The organism is Agrobacterium larrymoorei (assembly GCF_030819275.1).
GTDB lineage: Bacteria > Pseudomonadota > Alphaproteobacteria > Rhizobiales > Rhizobiaceae > Agrobacterium > Agrobacterium larrymoorei_B.
This window is the reverse complement of the sequence record NZ_JAUTBL010000002.1, coordinates 1,919,486-1,945,394: the sequence shown is the minus strand read 5'-3', so window position 1 is coordinate 1,945,394 and position 25,909 is coordinate 1,919,486. Positions and strand designations below refer to the sequence as shown.

At 58.7% G+C, this 25,909-nt stretch carries 22 protein-coding genes and 2 pseudogenes; 16 read left to right on the top strand and 8 right to left on the bottom strand.

Features of this window, described 5'->3' with window-relative positions:
* The first annotated feature begins 72 nt into the window (after positions 1 to 72).
* From QE408_RS18060 to QE408_RS18035, 6 genes and pseudogenes are all read left to right on the top strand, one after another.
* Positions 73 to 1,587, top strand: a complete 1,515-nt coding sequence (locus tag QE408_RS18060; protein WP_306933542.1) for an amino acid permease — start codon at positions 73 to 75, stop codon at positions 1,585 to 1,587.
* 72 nt (positions 1,588 to 1,659) lie between these two features.
* A complete protein-coding gene (locus QE408_RS18055; protein WP_306933540.1) occupies positions 1,660 to 3,027 on the top strand; it encodes a glutamine synthetase family protein in 1,368 nt (455 codons plus the stop codon).
* Positions 3,028 to 3,044: 17 nt separating this feature from the next.
* Positions 3,045 to 4,434 (top strand): annotated as a pseudogene (locus QE408_RS18050) (aldehyde dehydrogenase family protein).
* Positions 4,431 to 5,576 (top strand): iron-containing alcohol dehydrogenase, encoded by a 1,146-nt coding sequence (locus QE408_RS18045; protein WP_306933539.1) that lies wholly within the window; start codon positions 4,431 to 4,433, stop codon positions 5,574 to 5,576. Before QE408_RS18050 ends, QE408_RS18045 begins: the two are co-directional and overlap by 4 nt.
* Before the next feature lie 132 nt (positions 5,577 to 5,708).
* Positions 5,709 to 6,185 (top strand): VOC family protein, encoded by a 477-nt coding sequence (locus QE408_RS18040; RefSeq protein ID WP_306933537.1) that lies wholly within the window; start codon positions 5,709 to 5,711, stop codon positions 6,183 to 6,185.
* 166 nt (positions 6,186 to 6,351) lie between these two features.
* Complete coding sequence (locus QE408_RS18035; protein WP_306933535.1) at positions 6,352 to 7,062, top strand: ParA family protein; 711 nt, start codon at positions 6,352 to 6,354, stop codon at positions 7,060 to 7,062.
* A gap of 55 nt (positions 7,063 to 7,117) precedes the next feature.
* On the opposite strand, the gene QE408_RS18030 is transcribed toward QE408_RS18035, so the two are convergent.
* Both QE408_RS18030 and QE408_RS18025 read right to left on the bottom strand, forming a co-directional pair.
* Entirely contained in the window at positions 7,118 to 7,438 is a 321-nt protein-coding gene (locus QE408_RS18030) for a BrnA antitoxin family protein (protein ID WP_306933533.1), read from the bottom strand.
* Complete coding sequence (locus QE408_RS18025; RefSeq protein WP_306933531.1) at positions 7,435 to 7,683, bottom strand: BrnT family toxin; 249 nt, start codon at positions 7,681 to 7,683, stop codon at positions 7,435 to 7,437. The genes QE408_RS18030 and QE408_RS18025 overlap by 4 nt, the downstream gene beginning before the upstream one ends.
* Before the next feature lie 179 nt (positions 7,684 to 7,862).
* Here QE408_RS18025 and QE408_RS18020 point away from each other — a divergent pair, with 179 nt between their 5' ends.
* Positions 7,863 to 8,474 (top strand): TetR/AcrR family transcriptional regulator, encoded by a 612-nt coding sequence (locus QE408_RS18020; protein ID WP_306933530.1) that lies wholly within the window; start codon positions 7,863 to 7,865, stop codon positions 8,472 to 8,474.
* A gap of 48 nt (positions 8,475 to 8,522) precedes the next feature.
* On the top strand, positions 8,523 to 9,752 hold the full coding sequence (locus QE408_RS18015; RefSeq protein WP_306933528.1) for an MFS transporter: 1,230 nt from the start codon (positions 8,523 to 8,525) through the stop codon (positions 9,750 to 9,752).
* 113 nt (positions 9,753 to 9,865) lie between these two features.
* Here the strand turns inward: QE408_RS18015 and QE408_RS18010 are convergent, their stop codons facing one another.
* Entirely contained in the window at positions 9,866 to 11,320 is a 1,455-nt protein-coding gene (locus QE408_RS18010; RefSeq protein ID WP_306933527.1) for a L,D-transpeptidase family protein, read from the bottom strand.
* A 213-nt stretch (positions 11,321 to 11,533) separates the two neighbouring features.
* Between QE408_RS18010 and QE408_RS18005 the strand changes: the two genes are divergently transcribed.
* The 3 genes from QE408_RS18005 (at position 11,534) to QE408_RS17995 (ending at position 13,218) form a co-directional block, all read left to right on the top strand.
* Positions 11,534 to 12,370 carry an aldose 1-epimerase family protein gene (locus QE408_RS18005; RefSeq protein WP_306933525.1) on the top strand — a complete coding sequence of 279 codons (837 nt, stop codon included), beginning with the start codon at positions 11,534 to 11,536 and terminating at the stop codon, positions 12,368 to 12,370.
* Between the two features lie 124 nt (positions 12,371 to 12,494).
* Entirely contained in the window at positions 12,495 to 12,833 is a 339-nt protein-coding gene (locus tag QE408_RS18000; protein WP_296015249.1) for a TIGR01244 family sulfur transferase, read from the top strand.
* Between the two features lie 43 nt (positions 12,834 to 12,876).
* Positions 12,877 to 13,218: a RidA family protein gene (locus tag QE408_RS17995; RefSeq protein ID WP_062440491.1), complete on the top strand. Its 342-nt coding sequence runs from the start codon at positions 12,877 to 12,879 to the stop codon at positions 13,216 to 13,218.
* Positions 13,219 to 13,323: 105 nt separating this feature from the next.
* Here the strand turns inward: QE408_RS17995 and QE408_RS17990 are convergent, their stop codons facing one another.
* Positions 13,324 to 14,088, bottom strand: a complete 765-nt coding sequence (locus tag QE408_RS17990; protein WP_306933521.1) for a HugZ family pyridoxamine 5'-phosphate oxidase — start codon at positions 14,086 to 14,088, stop codon at positions 13,324 to 13,326.
* 184 nt (positions 14,089 to 14,272) lie between these two features.
* Between QE408_RS17990 and QE408_RS17985 the strand changes: the two genes are divergently transcribed.
* Positions 14,273 to 14,557 (top strand): hypothetical protein, encoded by a 285-nt coding sequence (locus tag QE408_RS17985; RefSeq protein WP_306933519.1) that lies wholly within the window; start codon positions 14,273 to 14,275, stop codon positions 14,555 to 14,557.
* 50 nt (positions 14,558 to 14,607) lie between these two features.
* Here QE408_RS17985 and QE408_RS17980 read toward each other — a convergent pair whose 3' ends face one another.
* The 3 genes from QE408_RS17980 to QE408_RS17970 form a co-directional block, all read right to left on the bottom strand.
* Positions 14,608 to 16,272, bottom strand: coding sequence for a thiamine pyrophosphate-binding protein (locus QE408_RS17980; RefSeq protein ID WP_306933517.1), 1,665 nt, complete (start codon positions 16,270 to 16,272; stop codon positions 14,608 to 14,610).
* Positions 16,269 to 17,474, bottom strand: a complete 1,206-nt coding sequence (locus QE408_RS17975) for a CaiB/BaiF CoA transferase family protein (RefSeq protein WP_306933515.1) — start codon at positions 17,472 to 17,474, stop codon at positions 16,269 to 16,271. The genes QE408_RS17980 and QE408_RS17975 overlap by 4 nt, the downstream gene beginning before the upstream one ends.
* A 72-nt stretch (positions 17,475 to 17,546) precedes the next feature.
* Complete coding sequence (locus tag QE408_RS17970) at positions 17,547 to 18,512, bottom strand: alpha/beta hydrolase (protein ID WP_306933513.1); 966 nt, start codon at positions 18,510 to 18,512, stop codon at positions 17,547 to 17,549.
* A 116-nt stretch (positions 18,513 to 18,628) separates the two neighbouring features.
* On the opposite strand from QE408_RS17970, the pseudogene ettA reads away from it, so the two are divergent.
* Together ettA and QE408_RS17955 are read left to right on the top strand one after the other, a co-directional pair.
* Positions 18,629 to 20,279 (top strand): annotated as a pseudogene (gene ettA, locus QE408_RS17965) (energy-dependent translational throttle protein EttA).
* A gap of 213 nt (positions 20,280 to 20,492) precedes the next feature.
* Positions 20,493 to 22,835 carry a methyl-accepting chemotaxis protein gene (locus QE408_RS17955; protein ID WP_306933507.1) on the top strand — a complete coding sequence of 781 codons (2,343 nt, stop codon included), beginning with the start codon at positions 20,493 to 20,495 and terminating at the stop codon, positions 22,833 to 22,835.
* Positions 22,836 to 22,910: 75 nt separating this feature from the next.
* Here QE408_RS17955 and QE408_RS17950 read toward each other — a convergent pair whose 3' ends face one another.
* Positions 22,911 to 23,381: a VOC family protein gene (locus tag QE408_RS17950; protein ID WP_306933505.1), complete on the bottom strand. Its 471-nt coding sequence runs from the start codon at positions 23,379 to 23,381 to the stop codon at positions 22,911 to 22,913.
* 300 nt (positions 23,382 to 23,681) lie between these two features.
* On the opposite strand from QE408_RS17950, the gene QE408_RS17945 reads away from it, so the two are divergent.
* Both QE408_RS17945 and metF read left to right on the top strand, forming a co-directional pair.
* Positions 23,682 to 24,695 (top strand): ArsR/SmtB family transcription factor, encoded by a 1,014-nt coding sequence (locus tag QE408_RS17945; protein WP_306933503.1) that lies wholly within the window; start codon positions 23,682 to 23,684, stop codon positions 24,693 to 24,695.
* A 1-nt stretch (position 24,696) separates the two neighbouring features.
* Positions 24,697 to 25,593, top strand: coding sequence for a methylenetetrahydrofolate reductase [NAD(P)H] (gene metF / locus QE408_RS17940; protein ID WP_306933501.1), 897 nt, complete (start codon positions 24,697 to 24,699; stop codon positions 25,591 to 25,593).
* The last annotated feature ends 316 nt before the right edge of the window (positions 25,594 to 25,909 follow it).

The following is a 25,909-nucleotide window of genomic DNA, read 5'->3' as shown; positions in this document are numbered from 1 at the left end:
CCAGCCGAACTGGGGCAAAATCGGCCAATCCGGCTGACTGCCTGCTTTTTTCTTGATCAGGAGAGACAAGGCATGGACAGTTCATCATCCGGCGTCAGCTATAAAAAGGCAGACGCATCTTATTTCGAAAAGCGCGGACTATCGCGTTATGCGGGCGTCTGGTCGCTATGGGCGCTCGGCGTCGGCGCCGTCATTTCCGGGCATTTTTCCGGCTGGAACTTCGGTTTCGCCACGGGGGGCTGGGGCGGCATGCTGGTGGCGGGTATCATCATCGCCATCATGTATCTGGGCCTGACCTTTTCCATCGCGGAAATGAGCCCGGCGCTGCCGCACACCGGTGCGGCCTACTCTTTCGCTCGTACTGCGATGGGGCCGTGGGGCGGCTTCATCACCGGGCTTTGCGAGAATGTCGAATATGTCCTGACCCCTGCGGTCATCGTCACCTTCATCACGGCCTATGTGAATTCCATTCTCGGGCTCGATCCGGCCTATTCGCCGGTTCTGTGGGTACTGTTCTATGTCATCTTCCTGGCGTTGAACGTCTTCGGGCTTGAACTTTCCTTCAAGGTGACATTGGTCATCACGCTGATTTCGCTCGGCGTTCTGGTGTTCTTCTGGATCAGCGCCATTCCCAATATCGATTTCTCCCGGTGGGCGCTGAATATCGGTGTCGGGCCGGATGGCAAGGCCATCGAACTGCCGGAGGGAAATGGGCCTTTCTTCCCATTCGGCATTTCAGGCGTACTCGCCACGCTTCCCTTCGCCGTCTGGCTGTTCCTGGCGATCGAACAATTGCCGCTGGCCGCCGAAGAGTCGGTCGATCCCAAGCGCGACATGCCGAAGGGCATCATTCTCGGCATCATCACGCTGATGATTTCCGCATTCATGATCGTGCTTCTCAACCCGTCGCTTCCCGGGGTTGGAACATTCCATCTCAGCTCGGCGCTCGAGCCTCTGCTGGATGGCTTCAAGGCGGTCTATGGTGACAGCGGTGTCGTGCTGCTTGGTCTTGTGGCGCTGACCGGTCTCATCGCCAGCTTCCACACCATCCTTTATGCGCAGGGGCGGCAGATCTATTCGCTGTCACGCGCCGGCTACTTCCCGACAGCCCTGTCGATTACGCACGCCAGGTTCAAGACGCCGCACGTTGCCATGCTGACGGGTGCGATTGTCGGCTTGAGCGTGATGATGATCATCTGGTTCGCGCTTGGTGCAGAGCAGGGCGGTAGCATTATCGGCAGCGTGTTGCTGAACATGGCCGTCTTCGGCGCGATGTTCTCCTACATCATGCAGGCGATCTCCTTCATCCTGCTGCGCAAGAACCTGCCGGATATCGAACGGCCGTTCCGCTCGCCGCTTGGCGTTCCGGGTGCGGTGCTCACCATCATCATCGCGGTCGTGACGCTGCTTTATCAGGTGCAGGATCCGAACTTCACCAAGGGCGTGTTGTGGGTGGCGATCTGGTTTGCGGTGGCGATCGCCTATTTCGCCATGATCGGTCGCCATCGCCTGATCCTTTCGCCGGAGGAGGAGTTCGCGCTGGAGCACAAGCAGGCCGCACTCAACGCTTCTGCCGCGAAAGCCTGACCATCAAAAAAGAGAAGGGCGGCGCTCTTTTAGCCGCCCTTTGCCAAACGAGAAAAAGGGAGCAAAGACATCATGACGACCTACACATTCGACGAGCTGAAGAAGGATGTCGCCGATGGGCGCATCGACACGGTTCTGGCGTGCCTCGTGGATATGCAGGGTCGCCTGATGGGCAAGCGGTTTCAGGCGCAATTCTTTGTCGACAGCGCGCATGACGAAACCCATAGCTGCAACTACCTGCTGGCCACCGATATGGAGATGGAGACGGTCCCCGGCTATAAATCCACCAGCTGGGAGAAGGGCTACGGCGACTACACGCTGAAGCCGGACATGGCGACGCTGCGTCGGGTCCCTTGGCTGGAAGGGACAGCGCTCGTTCTCTGCGATGCCTATGATCATCACACCCATGCCGAAGTGCCGCACTCGCCACGCGCCATGCTGAAAAGCCAGGTGGCCCGGCTCGAGGCCATGGGGCTGAAGGCCTATATGGCAAGCGAACTGGAATTCTTTCTCTTCGATCAGAGTTTCGAGTCAGCACGCGCGAGCGGCTATCGCAACCTCAATCTCGCCAGCGCCTATAATGAGGACTACCACATCTTCCAGACCACCAAGGAAGAGGAGGTGATGCGCGCCATCCGCAACGGTTTGCAGGGTGCCGGAATTCCCGTGGAAAACACCAAGGGCGAAGCCTCCGCCGGTCAGGAGGAAATCAATGTCCGCTATGCCGATGCGCTGACCATGGCCGACCGCCATGCGATCATCAAGAATGCCACCAAGGAAATCGCCTGGTCCAAGGGCAAGGCCGTGACCTTCCTTGCCAAGTGGAACTATAGCGCAGCGGGCAGTTCCTCCCATATCCACCAGTCGCTCTGGAGCCTGGATGGCAAGACATCGAAGTTCTTTGACAAGGACTCTGAGCATGGCATGTCTGAGATGATGAAGCATTATGTGGCGGGGCTTCTCGCGCATGCCAGCGAGATCACCTATTTCCTCGCGCCCTATATCAACTCCTACAAGCGCTACATGGCTGGCACCTTTGCGCCGACCAAGGCTGTCTGGAGCATGGACAACCGCACGGCCGGATATCGTCTGTGCGGCGATGGCACGAAGGGCATCCGCATCGAGTGCCGTGTGGGTGGCTCCGATCTCAACCCCCATCTTGCCATGGCGGCGCTGCTTGCGGCGGGCATTGACGGCATCGAGAAGAAGATGGAACTTGAGCCGCAATTCGTCGGCGACGCCTATGGCGGCAAGGAAGTTCGGGAGATTCCGAAAACGCTTCGCGACGCTACGGATCACCTGAATGGCTCCGCCATGCTGCGCGCGGCTTTCGGGGACGACGTGATCGACCACTATGTGCGCGCCGCACAGTGGGAACAGGAAGAGTATGATCGCCGCGTGACCGACTGGGAAGTCGCGCGCGGTTTCGAAAGAGCATAACAGGCTAGGAACATATCATGGTCATGATCCAGAATATTTCGCCGATTGACGGCTCGGTCTATGCCGAACGGGAGGCGATGTCGCTGGATGCGGCGCGCGGCGCCGTGTTGAAGGCGCGCGCTGCGCAAAAAGCGTGGGCACGCCGTCCTTTGGAAGAACGCGTTCAACTGGTTTTGAAAGGCGTGGCACGCCTGAATGAGATGGTGGATGAGGTGGTGCCGGAACTCGCCCATATGATGGGCCGCCCGGTTCGCTATGGCGGGGAGTTCAAGGGCTTCAACGAACGCTCCAACTATGTCGCCTCAATCGCCGCGGACGCGCTGGCGCCGCTCGTGATCGAGGATAGTGGTAACTTCGAACGCCGTATCGAGCGCGAGGCGCATGGTGTGGTCTTCGTGATCGCACCTTGGAACTACCCCTATATGACGGCGATCAATACGGTCGCACCGGCCCTGATGGCGGGCAACACCGTCGTCATCAAACATGCGGCGCAGACGCTTCTCGTCGGCGAGCGGATGGTGCGCGCTTTCGTGGAAGCGGGTGTTCCGGACGACGTGTTCGTCAATGTGTTCCTCGATCACCAGACGACGTCTGCGCTGATTGCCGAAGGGCTGTTCAACTTCGTCAATTTCACCGGATCGGTGGAAGGTGGACGCGCCATCGAGCGGGCAGCGGCTGGCACCTTTACCGGTCTTGGACTGGAGCTTGGCGGCAAGGACCCCGGCTATGTGATGGAAGATGCCGACCTTGATGCTGCCGTCGATACGCTGATGGATGGCGCGACCTATAATTCCGGCCAGTGCTGCTGCGGCATCGAGCGTATCTATGTCAACGAGGCGCTCTTCGACGCCTTTGTCGAGAAATCCGTCGGCCTGGGTGTCCAACTACAAGCTCGGCAATCCGCTGGAGCAGGAAACGACACTGGGGCCGATGGCCAACAAGCGCTTTGCCAAGGTGGTGCGCCAACAGGTGGCCGACGCGGTCTCCAAAGGTGCCAAGGCGCTGGTCGATCCGAAGTTGTTTGCAGCCGATGATGGCGAGAGCGCCTATGTCGCACCACAAATTCTGATCGATGTCGACCACTCCATGGAGTTCATGACGGAAGAGACCTTTGGTCCGGCTGTGGGCATCATGAAGGTGAAGAATGATGAGGAAGCCATAAGGTTGATGAATGACAGCAAATATGGGCTTACCGCATCGCTCTGGACGCAGGACGCCGAACGCGCTGGCCGCATCGGTCGCGAGATCGAGACGGGCACCGTCTTCATGAACCGGGCGGATTATCTCGATCCTGCACTCTGCTGGACTGGCGTCAAGGAAACCGGACGGGGCGGCTCGCTTTCCGTCATCGGTTTCCAGAACCTGACCCGTCCGAAATCATACCATCTGAAGAAAGTCACGAAATGAATATCGTCGCAAACTGGAGCTATCCGACCCCCATCAAGCTCGGGCGTGGCCGCATCAAGGAATTGGCTGAGGCCTGCAAGACGCTCGGCATCAAGAAGCCGCTTTTGGTAACGGATCGCGGTCTTGCGGGCATGGCGATTACCGGCCACGCGCTGGATATTCTCGATGAAGCCGGTCTGGGCCGTGCGATCTTCTCCGAGGTCGATCCCAACCCGAACGAGATCAATCTCGATGGGGGTGTGAAAGCCTTCAAGGATGGCGGTCACGATGGCGTTGTTGCTTTTGGCGGCGGCTCGGGTCTCGATCTCGGCAAGGCGGTTGCCTTCATGGCGGGACAGACGCGCCCGGTCTGGGATTTCGAGGATATCGGCGATTGGTGGACACGTGCCAATTCTGACGGGATCGCGCCGATCGTCGCGGTGCCGACAACGGCCGGTACGGGTTCGGAAGTAGGGCGCGCCAGCGTCATCACCAATTCCAAGACCCATGTAAAGAAGATCATTTTCCATCCGAAATTCCTGCCGGGCGTCGTGATCTGCGATCCGGAACTGACCGTCGGTATGCCGAAGGTCATTACCGCCGGAACCGGTATGGACGCTTTCGCCCATTGCCTGGAGGCCTATTCGTCGCCCTTCTATCACCCGATGAGCCAGGGTATTGCGCTGGAGGGCATGCGGTTGATCAAGGAATTCCTGCCGCGGGCTTACAAGGATGGCACCGATATCGAGGCGCGTACCAATATGATGGCTGCGGCTGCGATGGGTGCGGTCTCTTTCCAGAAGGGCCTTGGCGCGATCCATTCGCTGTCGCACCCGATCGGCGCTGTCTACAACACCCATCACGGTATGACGAATGCTGTGGTGATGCCTGCCGTGCTGCGCTTCAACCGCCCGGCGATCGAAGACAAGATTGCGCGTGCGGCTGCCTATCTCGGGATCGAAGGTGGGTTCGACGGCTTCTACGATTACGTGCTGGAGCTTCGCAAGGAGCTTGGCGTGCCGGACAACCTCACGGCCATGGGCATCAAGCCGGATCGGATCGACGAGTTGACGGTAGAGGCGATCAAGGATCCGAGCTGCGGTGGTAATCCTGTCGAGATGACTTTGGAGAATACCAAGGCGTTGTTCGAGGCGTGTTTCTGAGTGATGGCGGCGGGACTTCAAGCGTCTCGCCTTTTCATCTCCCGGCCGATCCCAAAGTGGGGGCTTGGTCCTCCAATATCACCACATTCCGATGACCGTGCTATGATCCTTCCTTCCATGGGAGGAAGGATCATGAACAAGAATACGATCTGTATCTGGTACGACGGGCAAGCCGAGGCTGCGGCCCGGTTTTATGCCGAGACTTTCCCGGACAGTTCGGTTGGCGCGATGACGCGTGCACCTGGTGACTATCCGAGTGGCGGCGAGGGCGACGTTCTGGTGGTGGAGTTCACCGTCGCCGGCATTCCATGCATCGGCCTGAATGGTGGCCCGACCTTCAAGCACAGCGAAGCTTTCTCCTTCCAGATTGCCACCGATGATCAGGAAGAAACAGACCGCTACTGGAACGCGATCGTCGGCAATGGTGGTCAGGAAAGTGAGTGCGGCTGGTGCAAGGATCGGTGGGGCATTTCGTGGCAGATCACACCCCGCACGCTGCTCGAAGCGCTGGCAGCCGGTGGAGGGGAGGCCAAGCGCGCTTTCGCGGCGATGATGACGATGAAAAAGATCGATGTGGCAACGATTGACGCCGCCAGGCGTGGCGACTGATCGCGAGTTCAGCCGCGCCTGTCCAATGTGGAAGCGGTGCCGCAGCAGGCGCTATTCCCTCGCGTTTCCAATTTGTTAACCATATTGGTTAACACTCTCCCAAGCACCATGCTTCGGTGCGTTCCAGAGCATCGCACTTCCTAGGCTCTGACATTTCGGGGTCCATATGACAGTCATTACATTCGCCAATACCAAGGGTGGGGCAGGCAAGACGACGGCGGTTCTTCTGCTCGCAACGGAACTGGCCCGCACCGGCCACCGCGTTACTGTTCTCGACGCAGACCCGCAGCTTTGGATTTCGCACTGGTTTGAGATCTCCGGTTCCATCAACAATCTCAGCGTCATTTCCAACGTGACCATGGCGTCTCTGGAAGGTCACATCCGCGAGAACCGCTCCAATACGGACTGTTTCATCATCGATCTTCCCGGCACCAAGAGCCCGCTCTTGACGATGACGCTTGGTATTTCCGATCACGTTCTCATCCCGGTGCAGGGATCGGCCATGGACGCGCGTGGTGCTGCGGAAGTCATGGATCACCTCGCATTTCTCGACACGAAGATGGGCCGGAAGATCGATCATTCGGTCGTGCTGACCCGTGTGAATGCCATGGTCAGCACTCGCGCGCTGCTTCAGGTCAAGATGTTGCTTGAAAAACGCAATGTCCGCGTTCTCAATACGCCGATTGCCGAACGCGCCGCATTCCGCGACATCTTCGATCACGGCGGCACGATTGCAGCACTCGACTGTCAAAAGGTCAGCAATGTCGATAAGGCGCTGGACAATGTGCGGCTTTTCGCTACCGAAGTTCTCGGACTTCTTCCCGCCCGCGTCGTCCGCTCTGGACGCGACTTGAGGCTGGCCCGCAGGGCGGCGTGATCGGCGCTTGCCGATTTTCACACTTGAGCGTTCCCCGCGCAGACGGGGGCGCCTCTCAGAGACCGGCAACTTTCCTCAGATCGTTGTTCATGCGGGACTGCCAGCCCTTTCCACTTGCCTTGTAGTGCGCAACGATATCGGGATCGAGGCGGATTGTGACGGAGGTCTTATGGCTTTCAGCTTTGGGCCTACCGCGTCGCGCAATCTCTCTGTCGATGCTCTCGGCCAGTTCGGGAAAGACCTGTCGAAAAGACTTCGCCTGCGCGAGTTGTTCATCTGTGGCTTCGGGCGCTTCTGGATCTCTATCGATCATTCGCTGTACTTCCACTTCCTCCTCTTTCGTCAGCGGGCGTTTCGACGAAAACTTGATTGTCATACCAGTTTCCTTTCTTTGCTGCTTGCAGGGCGCATTGAAATGACTGACAACGCCTGAGATCCCATTGGCCGAAAAACCACCGCGATAATGACACGGCCCTGAAACTCGCCAATCGCCATAAAGCGTCCTGCGTTCGCCGCGACGACCATTGAGTTACCGAAAAAATCGATCGACAAATCCGCGAAGTCGAGACCATGCTTTTCGATGTTGGTTAGACGCTTCGCTTCGTCATAGATGATCTCCATATAATGTATGTACAGAAAATAGCTCGTCCGCACAAGAACGCTAGACATAAAAGGTCATAATCCCAGTTGCCTCGGCGCGTGGACGCATTTTGTTGAAACTCTCCGCCCAACTTACGCAGCCACAAGTTTTCGCTTGATTCGGAAATGATCATTTCCTATATCTCCATCCATGACAGAGATTGCTTCCTCAGTATCACCCAATCGCCAGCGCGGCCGGGCCGCGTGAATTCGATGTCGATGCCGCTATCGACAGGGCGATTGGTGTGTTTTCCAAGCGCGGCTTCCATGCCACCTCGGTGGGTGATCTGACCGAGGCGATGGCGTTGACGCAGGGTAGTCTCTACAAGGCGTTCAAAGACAAGAAGGATATCTATATCGCTGCCGTCGAGCGCTACAAGCTGGTGCAGACGAAGCGGTTCGAGGCCAAGGTGCAGGCGGGTGAAAACGGCCGCGAAAGGCTTAGGGCGGCCATGGAATTTTATGCCGGCAACTCGGCGGGCTCGTCCGGTGAACAGGGTTGCCTGATCGTCGGGGCGGTTGCCGATCTGGCATCATTGGATGCGGATGTGGCGCGCGTGGTGAGAAGCGCCATCGAGGCGCGAGAAAAGATACTGGCCCGCCTTGTGCGGGAAGGGCAGGCGGATGGCTCTGTGACGGGTCGGGGCGATGCGGACGTTCTCGCCAAGACTGCGCTTTGCCTGCTGTACGGAATGCGGGTCGTCGGCAAGACCGGCCCCTCCCGGGAGGATATGTCGTCGGTCGTCGATGCCGCCATGCGCATTTTCGATTGATCTTTTGTGTAATTTGGAAATGAATATTTCCTAATCTGGAGTGGAATAATGGCTTCGAAAGCTATTGATGCGGCCGAACCGCAGGGGGATACCATGTCTTCTGCGATGATCTTTCTGCTGGCCAGTGCCTGCGGGCTGGTGGCGGCCAATCTCTATTATGCGCAACCGTTGGCGGGCGTCATCGGCGCGGAACTCGGGCTCTCACCAGCGGCAACGGGGCTGATCGTGACGTTGACGCAGATCGGCTATGGCCTCGGTCTTCTCTTCGTTGTTCCGCTTGGCGATCTGGTGGAGAACCGCAAGCTGATCGTTGTCACTGTGGCCACTGCGGTTCTGGCCCTGATTGCAGCCGCGCTTGCGCCCCATGCCGCGCCGTTTCTCTTTGCCGTCTTTCTCGTTGGTATCAGTTCGGTTGCGGTGCAGATGATCGTGCCATTCGCTGCGCATCTGACACCCCATGCGATCCGCGGACGCGTCGTCGGAACGGTCATGAGCGGGTTGATGGTCGGTATCATGCTGGCGCGTCCGGTTTCCAGCATTCTGTCCGAATTCGTCTCGTGGCGGGGCGTCTTCTTAGTGTCTGCTGTCGTGATGGCCGTGCTTGCGCTCGTGCTGTACCGGTTGCTTCCGCGCCGCGTACCGGATGCGAAGCTGCCTTACGGCGCGCTTTTGAGGTCGATGGGCCAACTTGCGCGCACCACCCCGATCCTGCAGCGGCGCTCTGTCTATCAGGCCGCGATGTTCGGCGCCTTCAGCCTATTCTGGACAACGACGCCGCTTTATCTCAGCGGCCCGGCTTTCCGGTTGACACAGGGTGAAATCGCGCTGTTCGCTCTTGCCGGTGCTGCCGGTGCGGTTGCGGCTCCGATCGCCGGACGAATGGCCGATCGCGGCTGGACCTGGGGCGCAACATTGTTCGCGCTCACCGCTGCCGCGACGTCCTTCCTCGTCACCCATATCGCGCCGGAAGGATCGCACCTGTCTCTGGCCCTACTCGTCATCGCTGCCATCATTCTGGACTTTGCCGTCACCACCAATCTGGTGTTGAGCCAGCGGGCCATTTTTTCACTCGGTGCAGAGGTCCGCAGCCGCCTCAACGGCGTCTTCATGGCGACCTTCTTCATGGGCGGTGCGGTCGGGTCGGCACTGGGTGGCTGGGCCTATGCGCATGGCCAGTGGACTGGCGCATCATGGCTTGGCTTCGCTTTGCCGGTGATGGCGCTTGGCTTCTTTCTGACGGAGCGAAAAGGCGAGAGGCGGGCGGTGAAATTGGGCTGAGGAGAGCTTGCCTCCATGGCCTCTCAAGACTGGCCTGCTGCACTTACAAGAGCAGTCTAAGAAACTGAAAATCCCCGGTTTGAGGCCGGGGATTTTTGTTAAGTGCCTGGAGATTATTCCGCGAACTCTACCACGACGCCGGGACGCACCATCTTCGCCAGTTCCGTTGCATCCCAGTTGGTGAGGCGGATACAGCCATGGCTGTTGGTCTTGCCAATCTTGGATGGCTCGGGCGTTCCATGGATGCCGTATGTCGGCTTGGACAGCGCGATCCACACGGTCCCCACAGGGCCGTTGGGGCCTGGCGGAATCTGCAGGACCTGGGTGTTCTGACCCTGTTGAAAGTTGATCTTCGGATTGTAGGTGTAGCCGGGATTGAGCGCGATACGCTCCACCGTATGGGTGCCGCTTGGGGATGGGGTGTCCGACGAGCCGATGGTTGCCGGATAGGCGGCGATGAGCGTGCCGCTCTCATCGTAAGCGAAAACCTGCTTGATGCCCTTATGCGCCACGATGCGAGCCACTTGGCCCTTCTTCGGTTCGCCCGGATTGGCAACCTTGATGATCGTGCCGGGAACGGTGAAATCGACGCCGGGATTGAGTTCTTTCAGGTAGGTCTCATCCATGTGGAAGCGCTCGGCGAGCGCTTCCGTTGTGGAGGTGTAGGACATGGCGGGAAGCTGCGCCTTGGCGGCATAGTCGTCCGGAATCGAGGCGACATAGGGACCTGCCGCATCGGCTGCGGTGATCGTGTAATCGACGATCGCCATACCGCCGCTGTTGCGCAGGCGTTCGAGAATGTCGTCGGTATTGTTCGGGTCCAGCCGCTCGCCGGTCATTTCCTGCCAGGCGGCAATGGCCTTGTTGACGTTGTCGCCCATCTTTCCGTCGATGACGCCTGGCGAAATGCCCTCGCGGTCGAGAAAGACTTGAAGTGCGACGATTTCCTGACGCGAGCGGTTGACCGGTGCGGTGACCGGCTGGTTGCGCTCGATCAGATGGTCTGGCTGCGGCACGGCGGCCGTTGTGCTTTCGCCTGGCATCGGCTGGCTCAGAGGGCCGCTTTCGACATCGCCTCGGCGTGGCTCGACAGAGCCGGTATAGACATCATCGCCGCTGCCATCATTGCGGAACTCGCGATAGTCGCGGTACTGACCTTGGCCCTGATAGCGCTGATTGTCCTGATATCCATAGCTTCTGCGCGGCTGTTCCGGTTCGCGGAAACGGCCAGGCGGTGGCGGGTAATAGGTGTCGGGTTCGCTGTAGTAGGGATCGCGCTGTGCCTGATAAGGATCGCGCGGCACCTGCCGTTGTTGTTGAGCGCCGCCCGGCATCTGCGTGCCAACGAGATTGCCGTAGCGGTCGTAATAGACGGTGCGCCCCATGCGGTCGCGGCTGATCACCACGTCGTTCGGGTTTGGCAGATAATCCAGAACGGTGCCGTCGGGCGCCACCAGAACGCCCTGTTCCTGAGTGACATAGCGCTGTTGTGCGGAAGCGTTCGACGGTGCAAGCACCGGCGACGCTGCAACTGCGAGACAGAACACGGCGTTAAGAAAAAGTTTCACGTTCTTGCGATCCCTTGGGTTAGTCCCAATAAACACACGGTAATCTTGACCCTATTGTGAAAAAGGTGAATTCGCGGTTAATGCAATCTTAATTTCTGGCCGTTGCGATAGCTTTTGCGTGAAGTTTGCGTCAACCGCATCACACAACATTCGCATTCGCGCAGGACAGACCTGTTTCGACTGCGCCGCAGATTCGCCTGGGAGGAGCCGCTGATGAGAGAATTCAAAGCCGGAAGATCGCCGTCCATTTTCCTCGACGAGACCTCGGTGCTCGATATCGGTCCTTGCATTGTCGATGGCGTGAACATCGCGCCCGAGCGCGCTATCCCTGATGATGGCGACCCGCGCATCGATCATTCGCTTGAAGGGTTTTTGTTCACCTGCGGACCGGATCATATTCGCCATCCCCAGCCCATTCCAGGCGAGCCGAGCGGGCGGAAGTTTCCGTTGCATGGCTCTTTCTCCTCTCATCCGGCTAGGATCACAAAGTGGTCGGTATCCGATGGTAATGCCGAGGCAGTGGCGCAGGTTCCTGTCTCACTGGCAGACGGTGGGACGGCGCTTCTGGAGCGCGTCTGGCGAATCGACGGGGCGAGCGGGGAGGTGAGCCTGGAGGACCGGGTGACCAATATCAGCGATCATGCTCGTCCGACATTCCTCATGTATCACATGAACGTTGCAGCAAAGCTGTTTGACGACGCGGTGCGGCTTGAGGGCGCGTCCTTTGACGGCGGTGGCTTCGGCTGGCGTTTCGGTGAAGAGCCGGGCAGCGTCTTTTGTGTGCCCGCACAGGGGCAGAATGGCTGGGCCTCGTTGACGCTTGGGCCGATCGCGTCCATCGGCGGTCGTCGGCTGACCGTGTCGTTTCGAACCGACACATTGCCCTATCTGCAAATGTGGCGGAACCAGAAGGCACCGGCCAATGTGCTTGGCATAGAGCCGGTCTCGCATCGCTGGGTCGACCGAGCCGAGTTGGAAAGGGCAGGTGAGTTCAACATGCTGCAGCCGGGCGAAAGCCGCAGCTATGGTTTGCGCTTTTCTATTCTCTAAATGGCTATTTAATTGAAAAAGCCTGTCATTGACGCATCCGGCTCAACCCCTTACATCGGGTACGGATTTTGCGAAATGGCGGGCCGTTGAGGGCCGCAACGCCGTCACCCTCGGAGGATAGAAGATGGATATCAGACGCATCGATGACGATTACTCCGTAACCGGTCAGATCAGCGTGGCCGATCTCGATGAGGTTAAGGCGCTCGGTTTCAAATCCATCGTTTGCCATCGTCCCGATGACGAGGAGGAAGGCCAGCCGCGTTTTGCCGATATCGCCGAACGGGCCGAAGAGCTCGGCCTGACGATCATGCATGTGCCGGTTGGCCGCTTCGGCGTCGATCCGGATGCGGTTGCCGGCATGGTGGATGCGCTTGACGAATTGCAGCGCCCGATGCTCGGCTATTGCCGCTCCGGCGCACGTTCCACCGCCATCTACGAAAAGACCCACCATCTGCGCGGTTGATCCCGTGTCGTTTATCTAAAGCCTACCAAACAGGAGCATTTCCATGAGCATCAAGCGTATCGAACCCGGCAAGCGCATGAGCGGCGCCGTCGTTCACGGCAACACCGTCTATCTCGCAGGCCAGGTCGGCGAAGGTACGTCCGTGACCGAACAGAGCAAGTCCGCGCTGGCTGAAGTCGATCGCCTGCTGGCTCTGGCCGGTTCCGACAAGTCGAAGATCCTGCAGACGATCATCTACCTCTCCGACATGTCCACCTTCGGCGAAATGAATGCTGTCTGGGAAGGCTGGATCGACCCGGCTAACCCACCAGCTCGTGCCACCAGCGAAGCAGCCCTCGCGACGCCGGACTACAAGGTCGAGTTCATCGTCACTGCCGCAATCTGATCGCCAGGCGACAGACGTTTTGAAAGCCGGTCCTCTGGGCCGGCTTTTTTGTTGGGCGAGAGCGTGGGAAACGAAAAGACGTTTCATCCGAATCTCTTAGCTGAATCACTTGGCAGATTGAGTCAGTGCCTTGGCAAGTTGATTCAAGTTCGTGACCCGCTCGGCAAACCAGAGCCTCGCTAAGTCCTGCGACGAAGCCAGATTGACGCCGTCGGGATCGATTGAGGTTACCTTCCAAGCGCCGGGCTTCCTGCCGGCCATGACGGCGAGCCTTGAGGCTTCGCCCTTGATCGCGTTGAGGCGGGCAATCTCGTCATCGACCGCAGCGGTCAAACTGTCTGCGCCGGTGAGGTCTGTACGCAGGTCGTCGGCGGTGATGTTGCTGGCGTTGCGTGCAGGGCCGCCATTGATCTGCACGCCGTCGATCATCATGCGATAGAGTTGGGTGTCGGGCAAGGCGAGGTAGAGCTTGGCCTTGGGATAGCGGGCGACATAGCGCGCTTTGGCGAGTAGCGTTTCGTTATCGCTCATCAACTCAGCCCGACCCACGAGTGTCAGCCGAGGCAGGGTAAGTGCATCGCCCTTGTTGAAGGGAGCGAGCACCAGCGAGATTCGAGGATCGGCCTCGATGTTGCGTGCATGAAGTGCCAGACGGGCGGCAAAGAAGAACGGCGTTCCATCCGGCTCGACGGCGATGTTGGTGACGGTATTGTAGGGATAGCCACTTGCTGGATCGAGGGTCGCCAAGCCGCAGGTTCGTGATGTCAACAGCACATCACGCGCCACCCGGATCGCCTCGAATGGCGCACCGGCCGAAGGTTCGATCTTGGCGTTGCGCGGTGTGATGACCGGGATTTTGCTGTTGTGCATGGCAGTCCGTGACGTCCTGTGCTTGTGTCCTAAGTCGGGCCAGTCTTAAAGTCTTATGCACTCTTTGCACAATCTGCATTCCCAGATCGTACGCAACACGCGAAGCGGATGATACGCAACACGCGAAGCGGATGATAAGAGACATTACCCGCAAAATGCGCAATATGTTCAAGTGGTGAAGGACATGCCTATCTGGGTCCCAACTCTCGTAGCTTTAAATGCACTTGCGGCTTTAACGCCGTTTCTCTACGCGCGGAAGCTTGCCCGCAAAGAAGGTGCACCGGATGAGGCCACGCCGAAGTGGTTCGGAGGGTTGCGTGATTACCAGCGGGTGGCCAGCACGCTGCGAAAGCGTTCCCAAGAGGGAGATCGTTGGGCGCTGACGGCCTACTGGATCTATTGCTGCAGCTTTGTCACTGGACCAGCTATGATCGCATTGCTTTTCATTCGGGACCATTGGTCGCGCTAATCTTCTTAAAAGGCGACCAATGTTCCGATCTGGACGAAAAGCTATTATCTTCAGCTCTTGTTCCTGATCTGCGTCAGCGTGCGGGCAGGGGTAATGGCTTCTGCGTCGAGCTTGATTTCGATGATGGCCGCCTTGCCGCTGGCGCGTGCGCGCTCGAAGGCAGGACCAAAGTCTTCGGTCTTCTCCACCAACTCCCCGTGGCCGCCGAAGGCTTTGGCATAGGCGACGAAGTCCGGATTGACGAGATCGGTGGCGCTGACGCGGCCGGGATATTCCCGCTCCTGGTGCATGCGGATCGTGCCATAGGTGCCGTTGTTGACGAGCACGGTGATGATCGGCAGGCCGTAGCGCACGGCGGTAATGAATTCCTGGCCGTGCATCATAAAGCAGCCGTCACCGGCAAAGCAGATGACTTCACGCTCGGGGAAGAGATGCTTGGCCGCAACGGCTGCCGGCAGGCCGTAGCCCATGGAGCCGGAGGTCGGGGCGGCTTGTGTGTTGAAGCGGCGGAAACGGTGGAAGCGGTGGACCCATGTGGCATAGTTGCCAGCACCATTGGTGAAGATTGCGTCTTCCGGCACATTGGCCTCGATCCAGTCCATGATCGGCCCCATCTGCACGTTGCCGGGACCTGTCTTGGGCGGAGTGGACCATTTCAGATAGGCCTCGTGCATGGCAGAGGTGCGTTCTGACCAAGCGGCGTTCGCCTCTATCTTGATGTTTACCAGAGCCTCAATGAAGTTTTCTGGCGCCGCGCAGATGGCGAGATCCGGGCGATAGATGCGGCCGAGTTCTTCCGCTTCCGGGAAGACGTGCACCAGCGTCTGCGACGGGTAGGGGATATCCAGCATGGTGTAGCCGGAGGAGGGCATTTCCGACATACGGGCGCCGAGAAGGACGATGAGATCGGCCTCCTTGATCTCCTTGGACAGCGCCGGATTGATGCCAATGCCGACATCGCCCGCATAAGACGAACTCGTGTGGTCGAAGAGCATCTGGCGGCGGAAGGAGCAGCCGACTGGCACGTTCAGGTTTTCGGCAAAATTCTTGAAGTAGGCAACGGCTTCTTCCGACCAGCGCGTGCCGCCGAGAATGAACATCGGGCGCTTGGCGTTGGCGAGCAGGTCTGCGAACTTTGCCATCTGCTTGGCGCCTGGATGGTTTTCGACCGGCATGTAAGCCTGGGCTTCTGGAGCCTCGACTTCTTCCACCAGCATGTCTTCCGGCAGCGTCAGAACCACCGGACCAGGGCGGCCGGATGTCGCGACCGCAAAGGCACGCGTGACGAACTCGGGAATGCGACGGGCATCGTCGATTTCGCCGACCCATTTGGCGAATTCGGTAAAGGCACGGCGATATTCGACTTCCTGGAAGGCCTCACGCTCGCGGGCATCACGCTGGACCTGGCCGATGAAGAGAATCATCGGGATCGAGTCCTGTCTTGCGACATGCAGGCCGGCGGACGCATTGGTGGCGCCTGGACCGCGTGTGACCATGCAGATGCCGGGTTCGCCGGTCAGGCGGCCCCAGGTGTCGGCCATCATCGCGGCGCCACCTTCCTGGCGGCAGACGACGGTCTCGATGCCGCTTTCATAAAGCGCGTCCAGAACCGCCAGATAGCTTTCGCCGGGCACGCAGGAGACGCGCGATACACCATTGGCTTTCAGCGCCTCGACAATCAGCTGGCCGCCGGTTCTCTTTCCCAAAGTCGTCATTGCGCGATGTTCCTTTCGATATCGTCGAGTTCGGCCAGAACTTCGGCCTGATGTTCTCCAAGGCGCGGGCTTGGACGGTCGTAGCGCAGAGGCGTTTCCGACAGCACGATCGGGGTGCGGACGCCGGGAATGACCGTGCCATCGGCAGCTTCCAGATCGATGCGAAGACCGCGCGCCTGAATTTGAGGATCGGCAAACATTTCCTCGATGGAGTTGATCGGGCCTGCCGGAACCGCATTGCTTTCGCAGGCGGTCAGAAGATCCCGCTTCATCCATTTCAGCGTTTCGGTGGAGACGATCTGCCGGACGTCCAGCTTGTGCGCCACGCGCGCCTTGTTGGTGGCATAGCGCTCGTCATCGGCAACCGCATCGATTCCAAGGATCTTGCAGAGGCGTTTGAACTGACCGTCATTGCCGACGGCAAGGATCAGGAAGCCATCGGCTGTCGGCACCACCTCATAAGGGGAGATATTCGGATGCGCATTGCCGAGCCGAACGGGAGGTCTGCCGGAGATCAGGTAGTTCATGTTCTGATTGGCAAGCACGGCGGACTGTACATCCAGCAGTGCCATATCGATATGCTGGCCCTGTCCCGTGCGGATCGCATAAATGAGTGCGGCTTGGATTGCGCTGACCGAGTAGATGCCGGTGAAGATATCGGCAACCGCAACGCCGGCCTTCATGGGCTGGCCATCCGGCTCGCCGGTGATCGACATGAAGCCGGACATGCCCTGGACGATGTAATCGTAACCGGCGAAATCCGCATAGGGTCCTGTCTGGCCGAAACCGGTGATGGAACAGTAAATCAGCTTCGGGTTCAGCGCGCGAAGGCTCTGGTAGTCCAGTCCGTATTTCTCCAGCCCGCCACGCTTGAAGTTCTCGATCACCACGTCGGCGGTTTTGACCAGACGCCGCACGATCTGGCGGCCTTCCTCTGTCTTCAGGTCGACGGTGATGGAGCGCTTGCCGCGATTGGTCGAATGGTAATAGGCGGCGGAGAGATTGTCGCCATCCTTACCTTCGACAAAGGGCGGCCCCCATGCGCGGGTATCGTCTCCGCCGTCCGGGCTCTCGACCTTGATGACATCGGCACCCATATCGGCAAGCATCTGGCCCGCCCACGGACCTGCCAGCACGCGAGCAAGTTCGATGACACGAATGCCCTTCAGGGGCGGCTCTTTCGACGATGACGGTTCGACCATGAGTTACCTTGCGCTTTCCCGAGCCTTATAAACGGGCGGGTGAAATGGCGCATGTGAATTTATCTCATGGCGTTATTCCGTTTGGGAAACGACGCTTTTCTTCCCGGCGGTCACTCTTGCAGCCCATGCCGCAAAATCCGCAGCAGGCTTTTCCCAGCCAATCTCGTTCAGCGTCTCGTGGCGCATTCCCTTGTAGATGGTGTCTTCCACATCCGAGAAGCCCGAGCTACGAAATTTCTCCGCCAGCCAGCGGATTTCCTGACCGTTATTGGTGGCGGCATCCTCGTCACCACTGACGAGCAGGAGCGGAAGCTGCTTTGGCAAGCGCTCCATCAGCTTCGGACCGCGATATGACATCTCGAAGACATCCTGCCACAGCGAGACACTTGCCTCGAACTGACAGAGCGGGTCGCCCACATAGGCATCGACCGCCTGTTTGTCGTGGCTCAGCCAGTCGGCAGTGGTGCGCTTTTCCGGCATGCGCGCATTCCATATGCGGAAGGTGGCTTTGGGCAGCACGGCGCTCGGCACATCCGAGCCCTTCAGCATTTTTTCGATGCGCAGGATGACCTGGGCTAAGCGGCCCATTACGCCGGTATTGAGGTTGGAGTTCCAGATGGACAGCGCGTCGAAACGATCTGGGTGGCTGACGGCGGTGTTGAGTGCAATCAGCCCGCCCATGGAATGGCCGAACAGGATCACCGGCAGACCAGAATGCCTTCGTTCGATGAGATCGCGCATGGCGATGACGTCCTCGACAACCTTGTAAAGTCCATCCTTGGGAGCGAAGCGGCCAATTGGGGCGTCCGCCGAGCGCGTGCGACCGTGGCCGCGATGGTCATGCGCATAGACCTCGAAACCGTGATTGGCCATGACATCGGCAAAGTGACGATAGCGCCCGGCATGGTCGACAAGCCCGTGGCAGATCATCAAAACGCCGTGCGGCTCACCTCTGGCAGCCTCATGGCGATAGGCAAGCGTGGCGCCGGATGCGCTCTCCAGCCGCTCGATTTTGCCGAACATCAGATCGTCGCCCATGCGCTCTTCCACTTGCTTATTATTGGCCGAGAGGTTGCTCCTCAGCCCCGTTTACCTTACATAGCGGCAAATTTCCCAATCCGACTTTTCACATCCGACGCGGAGCATTCGCTACAATGGCACGCCAATTCATCTATCACATGTCCGGGCTGAACAAGTCCTATGGCGCGAAGAAGATTCTCGAGAACGTGAACCTCTCCTTCTACCCGGATGCCAAGATCGGTATTCTTGGGCCCAACGGTGCCGGTAAGTCCACGGTTCTGCGCATCATTGCGGGCCAGGACAAGGAATTCACAGGCGAGGCCTGGCTGGCCGAAGGCGCGACTGTTGGCTATCTGGAGCAGGAGCCGAAGCTCGATCCCAACAAGAACGCCTTCGAGAACGTCATGGAAGGCGTCGCCGACAAGCAGGCCGTGCTCGACCGCTATAACGAATTGATGATGAACTATTCCGACGAGACCGCCGACGAAGGCGCGAAACTTCAGGACATCATCGACAGCCAGAACCTCTGGGATCTGGAACAGCAGGTCGAAATGGCGATGGAAGCGTTGCGCTGCCCGCCCAAGGATGCCGACGTAACCGTTCTTTCGGGTGGTGAGCGTCGTCGTATCGCGCTTTGCCGTCTGCTGCTGTCGCAGCCGGACCTGCTGCTGCTCGACGAACCGACCAACCACCTCGACGCGGAAACAATTGCCTGGCTCGAAAAGCACCTGCGCGATTACCCAGGCGCCGTGATGATGATCACCCACGACCGCTACTTCCTCGACAACGTCACGGGCTGGATCCTCGAACTCGACCGTGGCCGCGGCATTCCTTACGAAGGCAACTACTCCGCCTATCTGACGGCCAAGGCCAAGCGCATGCAGCAGGAAGCGCGTGAAGAAGCCGGTCGTCAGAAGTCGCTGTCGCGCGAACAGGAGTGGATCGCATCCAGCCCGAAGGCCCGTCAGGCAAAGTCCAAGGCGCGTATCAAGGCCTACGAACAGCTGGTGGATGCGGCCGAGAACATTCGTCCCGGCGATGCGCAGATCATCATTCCGGTTTCCGAGCGTCTCGGACAGGTTGTCATCGAACTCGAAGGCATCAAGAAGGGCTTCGAAGGCCGCACCCTGATCAACGATCTTTCGATCAAGCTGCCGCCAGGCGGCATTGTCGGCATCATCGGGCCAAACGGTGCCGGTAAGTCGACGCTCTTCAAGATGATCACCGGTCAGGAAAAGCCCGATGCCGGTTCGATCCGCATCGGTGAAACGGTGCATCTCGGCTATGTCGACCAGAGCCGCGATGCGCTTGATGCCGACAAGACCGTCTGGGAAGAAATTTCCGGCGGTGCGGAAATCATCAAGCTCGGAAAGTTCGACATGAACTCTCGCGCTTACTGCGGCGCCCTTCAACTTCAAGGGCGGCGATCAGCAGCAGAAGGTCGGCAATCTTTCCGGTGGTCAGCGCAACCGCGTTCACCTTGCCAAGATGCTGAAGGCTGGCGGCAACGTTCTTCTGCTCGACGAACCGACCAACGACCTCGATACCGAAACGCTGGGTGCGCTGGAAAGCGCGCTTGAAGCCTTCGCTGGCTGCGCCATCATCATCAGCCACGATCGCATGTTCCTCGACCGTCTGGCCACTCACATCCTCGCCTTCGAGGGCGATGGCCATGTGGAATGGTTCGAAGGCAACTTCGAGGACTATGAGCAGGACAAGATCCGTCGTCTCGGCCCCGACGCGCTGAACCCGGGCAGCCAGGCCTACAAGCGCTTGACACGCTAAGCGATTCATCTCTTTGCAATCAGAAATGGGCATCGGCGACGGCCGGTGCCTTTTTCTATTAGAGTTACAACCAGTTATTGCATTCGTTGCAAAATTCGACCCTGGTTTACGATTTTTTATTCTGCACTCGCTTAGGTTGGGGAAGGGAGCATCAACCTTTTCCGCGCGGTCAAGAGCCTCGAAATCGTGCGGCTTCGCTTTTTTGAGGGATCCATGTTTTCGATTAGGAATATTCTTGTCGGTGCCTTCTTGCTGGTGAGCGTTATGCTCTGCGGCGTCGTTGGCTCTTTAACCTATTCAGCATATTCGCAATATCAGGTCAGCCGGTCGGTCAATAGACTGGCGGATCTGGATCGCGCCCTGTTCAACGTTCTGTTGAACTTTCGCAGCGAGCGCGGCGATAGCGCGACTGCTTTGACCATGTCGCGCGCTGCGGGCGCGATATCCTACGAGGCCGTTCAAAAGGCACGAACCAAGGTCGATGCTGCCGTCTCGCAGGCATTCTCCAGTGTCGATGCAAACGCGACACCGGAAATCAGCAGTGCAATGGCAGCGACCCGCTCTGTGTATGATCGCCTCACTGCACATCGAAAGAAGATCGATCAGGCCATCACTCTGGAACTGGACCAGCGTGAAAAGGGCCTCGACAAGGTCACGCTCGATCTGGGTAACGAGTTCCTCAACTCGCTTGAAGCATCCTCGCTCGCAATCGAAGGGGAGATGCGCAATCTCGATCCAAGCTCGGTCGCGCTGATCCAGATCCGCGCTCAGGCATGGGCGGCCCGCGCGCTTGGCGGTACCGGAACAGTGGTGATGAATGGCGCGATCGCTGCCAATCGTGGTTTGAATGCAGCTGAGGTGATCAGCGTCACATCGGCCGATGCAGGTGTCGATTTTGCCTGGAAGTCCGTTCGTGTCCTCATCAATCATCCCGATGTCGCTCAGACTTTGAAGGACGAGTTGGTCAAGGCCGACAACGGATATTTCAAGGGTGATTTCGCCGACTGGCGTTCGGCGATCGTCAGCAAGTTGAAGGCCGGTGAGCCCGGTGGCGTCTCCATCGACGAGTGGCGCCCGAAAGTCACGGCTGCGCTTGGCACGATTGCCTCGGTTGCTTCGCTTGCCATGGATGAACTGAATCGCGTCGCCACCGCGCGCGAGGCAGCTTATCTCCAGTCCCTTATCCTCTACTCGGTCCTTCTCGTTGCCGCCGTGGCAATCGGTATTGCCGGAATGGTCATCGTCGTCAGCCGTGTGACGAAGCCAGTCTCGGCTCTGACCCGCTGTATGCGTCAACTCGCCGATGGCGATCTTGCCGTGGCAATCGATGGTGCGAACCGCAAAGACGAGATCGGCGGAATGGCAAGCTCCGTGGCGGTCTTCCGTGAAGCCGCGATCCGTAACAAACAGCTGGAAGCAGATGCCGAGGCCAATCGCGTGCGTTCGGAGACCGAGCGCGTGGCGATGCAAAGGCAAGCGGAAGAAGAGGCCGAAGCGCGACTGGTGCAGGCCACCAGCACCTTCGCCGCGGCCATGAAGCGCCTTGCAGCGGGAGACATGCTCTGTGAAGTCAATGAGCCCCTTGCAGCACAGTTCGAGGGACTGCGCCACGATTTCAACACCTCGGTTCGCCAGTTGCGCGAAGCCTTGGTGAGTGTCGGCGGCTCCGTCGATACAGTCACCGGCGGCTCCAAGGAAATCTCGGACGCATCCAACGATCTTTCCAAGCGTACGGAACAGCAGGCCGCTTCGCTGGAAGAGACTGCCGCTGCGCTCGAAGAGATCACGGCCAATGTGACGGCGACATCCAGACGCACGAACGAAGCCCGCGAGGTGGTGCTCGAGGCCCGCAAGAAGGCCGATCATTCCGGTGAAGTCGTCAGCAACGCCGTTGCTGCGATGGAGCGGATCGAAGGCTCTTCGAAGCAGATCGGTCAGATCATCAGCGTCATCGACGAGATCGCGTTCCAGACGAACCTTCTGGCGCTGAATGCCGGTGTCGAAGCGGCACGCGCCGGTGATGCGGGCAAGGGCTTTGCGGTTGTCGCGCAGGAAGTGCGCGAACTGGCGCAACGCTCCGCCGGCGCAGCGAAGGAGATCAAGCAATTGATCAGCAATTCCGCCGTTGCCGTCAGCGAAGGCGTGCGCCTCGTCAGCGATACCGGCTCCGGTCTGTCGCAGATCGCTGAACTGGTGCAGTCGGTCAATGTGCACATGGACGCCATTGCCACCGCCGCGCAAGAACAGTCTGTGGGGCTTGCGGAAGTCAATCACGCCGTCAACCACATGGACCAGTCCACCCAGCAGAATGCCGCTATGGTGGAAGAGATGAGTGCGTCCGGCGCCGCACTCGCGCAGGAAAGCGTCAAGCTGAAAGAGCTTCTCTCGCAGTTCGAGCTTGGCCAAGCCGTGAGCCAGTTGCGATCGGTGGCCGAAACGATGCGTCATGCGCCGTCTTCGCGACCCGTGCCCCAATCACAGGCCGCTCGCACACGGTCGGCGCCAATGACGCATGGCAACGCAGCCGTTTCGGCAAATGAATGGACCGAGTTCTGAAAACAGGCGATAGCCTGCATTATGAGAAAGGCGGAGGATCACTCCGCCTTTCTTTTTTGTGGTGCAATCTGCGCTTTATGATTGGCCAGCCGCCAGCTGTTTCCACTGAGAAAACGTGAGCGTCCCAGCTATGTCTCTACGAGGCTGATCGGGCAGGAGTGCAATATACTCCAGTGAATGGCCATCGGGATCCTCAAAGTAAACGCTGGCCGCGGGCATCCAGGGGAAGATTATGGGCTCTTCGATTTCCGATCCTGCTCCGTCGCGTGGAGTGATTTCTCTGGAACGCAGATAGTCGGACGCCTTCAGCAATTGCTCAAGGCTCGTTTGGAAAGCGATGTGCAGCCGGTTTCGCAGGGGAGAACTGTGTATCGACCACAGGCCGAGCATCGCGGTCTCGCGACCAGCAACCCAGAAGAAAGCAACGTTTCGCTCGGCTATCACATGTGCCAGCTCCAGTCCTACTATATCGCGGTAGAAATCGATGGATCGATCGAGGTTCGAAACCGTCAAATGGGTTTCGTAGAGACCTTTGAGGGGGATCATAAGCGTACTCCTGTTTATGTGCCTGCTTCGTGGCTGTTTTGTGAGACGCTCGTGTTGTTACGACCTCAACTATGGTTGAGGTCAAGGCGCTCTTCGCAGGAATTTCCGGTAGCGAAAAGCCGCAGGCCTAGAGGGAGGACCATCCTGTGTTGGCTGGCCTCAAGGCTTTTCGTCCTGGATAAGAAGGTGCGGTCTGTCCGTCATCCAATGGTTTTCGTTCTCGGATGCAAGTCCAGTCTTGCATCTCTTCGCTAATCGTATAAACATATCTTTATATGTTGATTGGATGAGGTGGCGGCTTTGGCGCTTGGACTGGATAATCTGGTGGATCTGTTGAAGGCAGCGGGGGAGCCGACGCGGTTTCGCTTGCTGGCACTGCTGTCTGCGGGAGATTTAACGGTCACCGACCTCACCGAAATTCTCGGGCAGTCGCAGCCGCGCATCTCTCGTCACCTCAAGCTTCTGGCGGAAGAAGATCTGATCGACCGCTATCAGGAAGGTGCCTGGGCTTACTTTCGCCTGAAGCAGGATGGCAAGTCTGCCGAACTGGTCAAGCAGCTGCTATCGCTTGCTTCTTCCGCAGATGCCGTTTTGTCGCGTGATAATGAGCGACTTGCAGCCGTCAAGCGTGTGCGGGCGACGCGCGCGCAGGAATATTTCAGCCGCAACGCCTCTGCCTGGGACGAGCTTCGCCGCCTGCATGTCAGCGATGAGGCGGTCGACGCGGCACTTTTGAAGCTCATCGGCACCACACCGGTGGATTCGATGCTCGATCTGGGAACGGGGACGGGCCGGATCCTGCAATTGCTGAGTGGCATCTATCGTCGCGCCATCGGCATCGATGCCAGCCGCGACATGCTGGCTGTGGCGCGCTCCAATCTGGATAAGGCGGGTGTGGCGCATGCGTCCGTGCGTCACGGCGATATTCTCAACCTGCCGCTGGAAGGCCAGGATTTCGATCTGGTCGTCGTCCACCAGGTCCTGCACTTTCTCGATCATCCGGAAATGGCAATCGCCGAGGCGGCGCGTATGCTGCGCCCCAATGGCCGTTTGGTGATCATCGATCTGGCGCCGCATTCGCTGGAATATCTGCGTGAAGAGCATGCCCATGTCCGCCTGGGCTTCTCGAACCAGACCATGGAAGAGTGGCTGAAGAAGGCCGGGCTCACGCCGGAAAAGTCGATGGACTTGCATTCCGGCAAGGCGTCCGCCCAGTCGCTCGACGTCACCATCTGGGTTGCACGCGACCCGCGTCTGCTGATTGCCGGGGATCAATCGGCAGAGCCCCAATTCGTTTCCGCCGGGAGGGCATGACATGACCAAGACAGAGATCGACCGCAACCCCTCCAGCGACTTCAAGCTCTCCTTCGAGTTCTTCCCGCCAAAGAGCCCCGATATGGATGTGCAGCTTTGGGAGACAGTGGAAGAACTGTCTCGCTGGAACCCGGATTTCGTATCCGTGACCTATGGGGCAGGGGGCACCACCAAGGCGCCGACGCTGGAAGCGGTTCGGCGGATGATCTCCGTTGCAGGCTTGTCGACGGCATCGCACCTGACCTGCGTCGATGCCAGCAAGCGCGAGACCCACGAGGTCGTGGAAGAGTTGCGCAATGTCGGTGTTACGCATTTCGTTGCACTTCGCGGTGATCCTGCCACGGGGATCGGTACGGCTTATAAGCCGCATCCGGAAGGTTACGAAAATGCCGCTGCCCTGGTCCGCGGGCTCAAGGAGCTGGGAGACTTCGAAATTTCGGTGTCCTCTTATCCCGAGAAGCATCCCGAGAGCGAAAGCAATGCCGTCGATATCGAGATGCTGAAGCTCAAGGCGGATAACGGCGCAACGCGGGCGCTGACACAATTCTTCTTCGACAATGACATCTTCGAGCGTTACATGGAGCGCGTTACCAGGGCTGGTATCAAGATACCGGTCGTGCCGGGTATCATGCCAATCCAGAACCTCACGCAGTTGAAGCGTTTTGCCGGTCGCTGCGGCACCAGCATTCCAGCCTTTCTCGATGAGCGCTTTGCCGGTTATGACGACGATCCGGCCGGTCGTGCCAAGGTTGCCGCCGATGTGGCTGCCGAGCAGATCTTCGACCTGCAGCGTCGCGGCGTTAACGAATTCCATCTCTACACGATGAACCGCGCACCGCTTGTGAATGCGGTTCTTGAGAATGTCGGCTTTCGCCCGGCACGCAAATCCGCCGCCTGACCGAGCCGCGGCAACTTCGATATAAAAAAAGCGCAGGTAGAAAAACCTGCGCTTTTTTAATGGCTTATGAGGATCAACTTGCGACCGGGCGTCCTAAACCCCAACGCTTTGTCAGATGAAAAGCATCACTCCGACAAACGCAAACGCCACGCCGACTGCCAAGGCATTAAGAGAATTTGTAAGTCCCATGCTCTGCCTCCTGTTCGTTGACAGTAAGCATTATGACCCTTTTGTGTCTTTTGAAAAGCGGTTTTTATGATGCGCTGCACACCAAACATGCTGCTTCTGGGTGAAATTGCGGCAGCAATCCATTGAA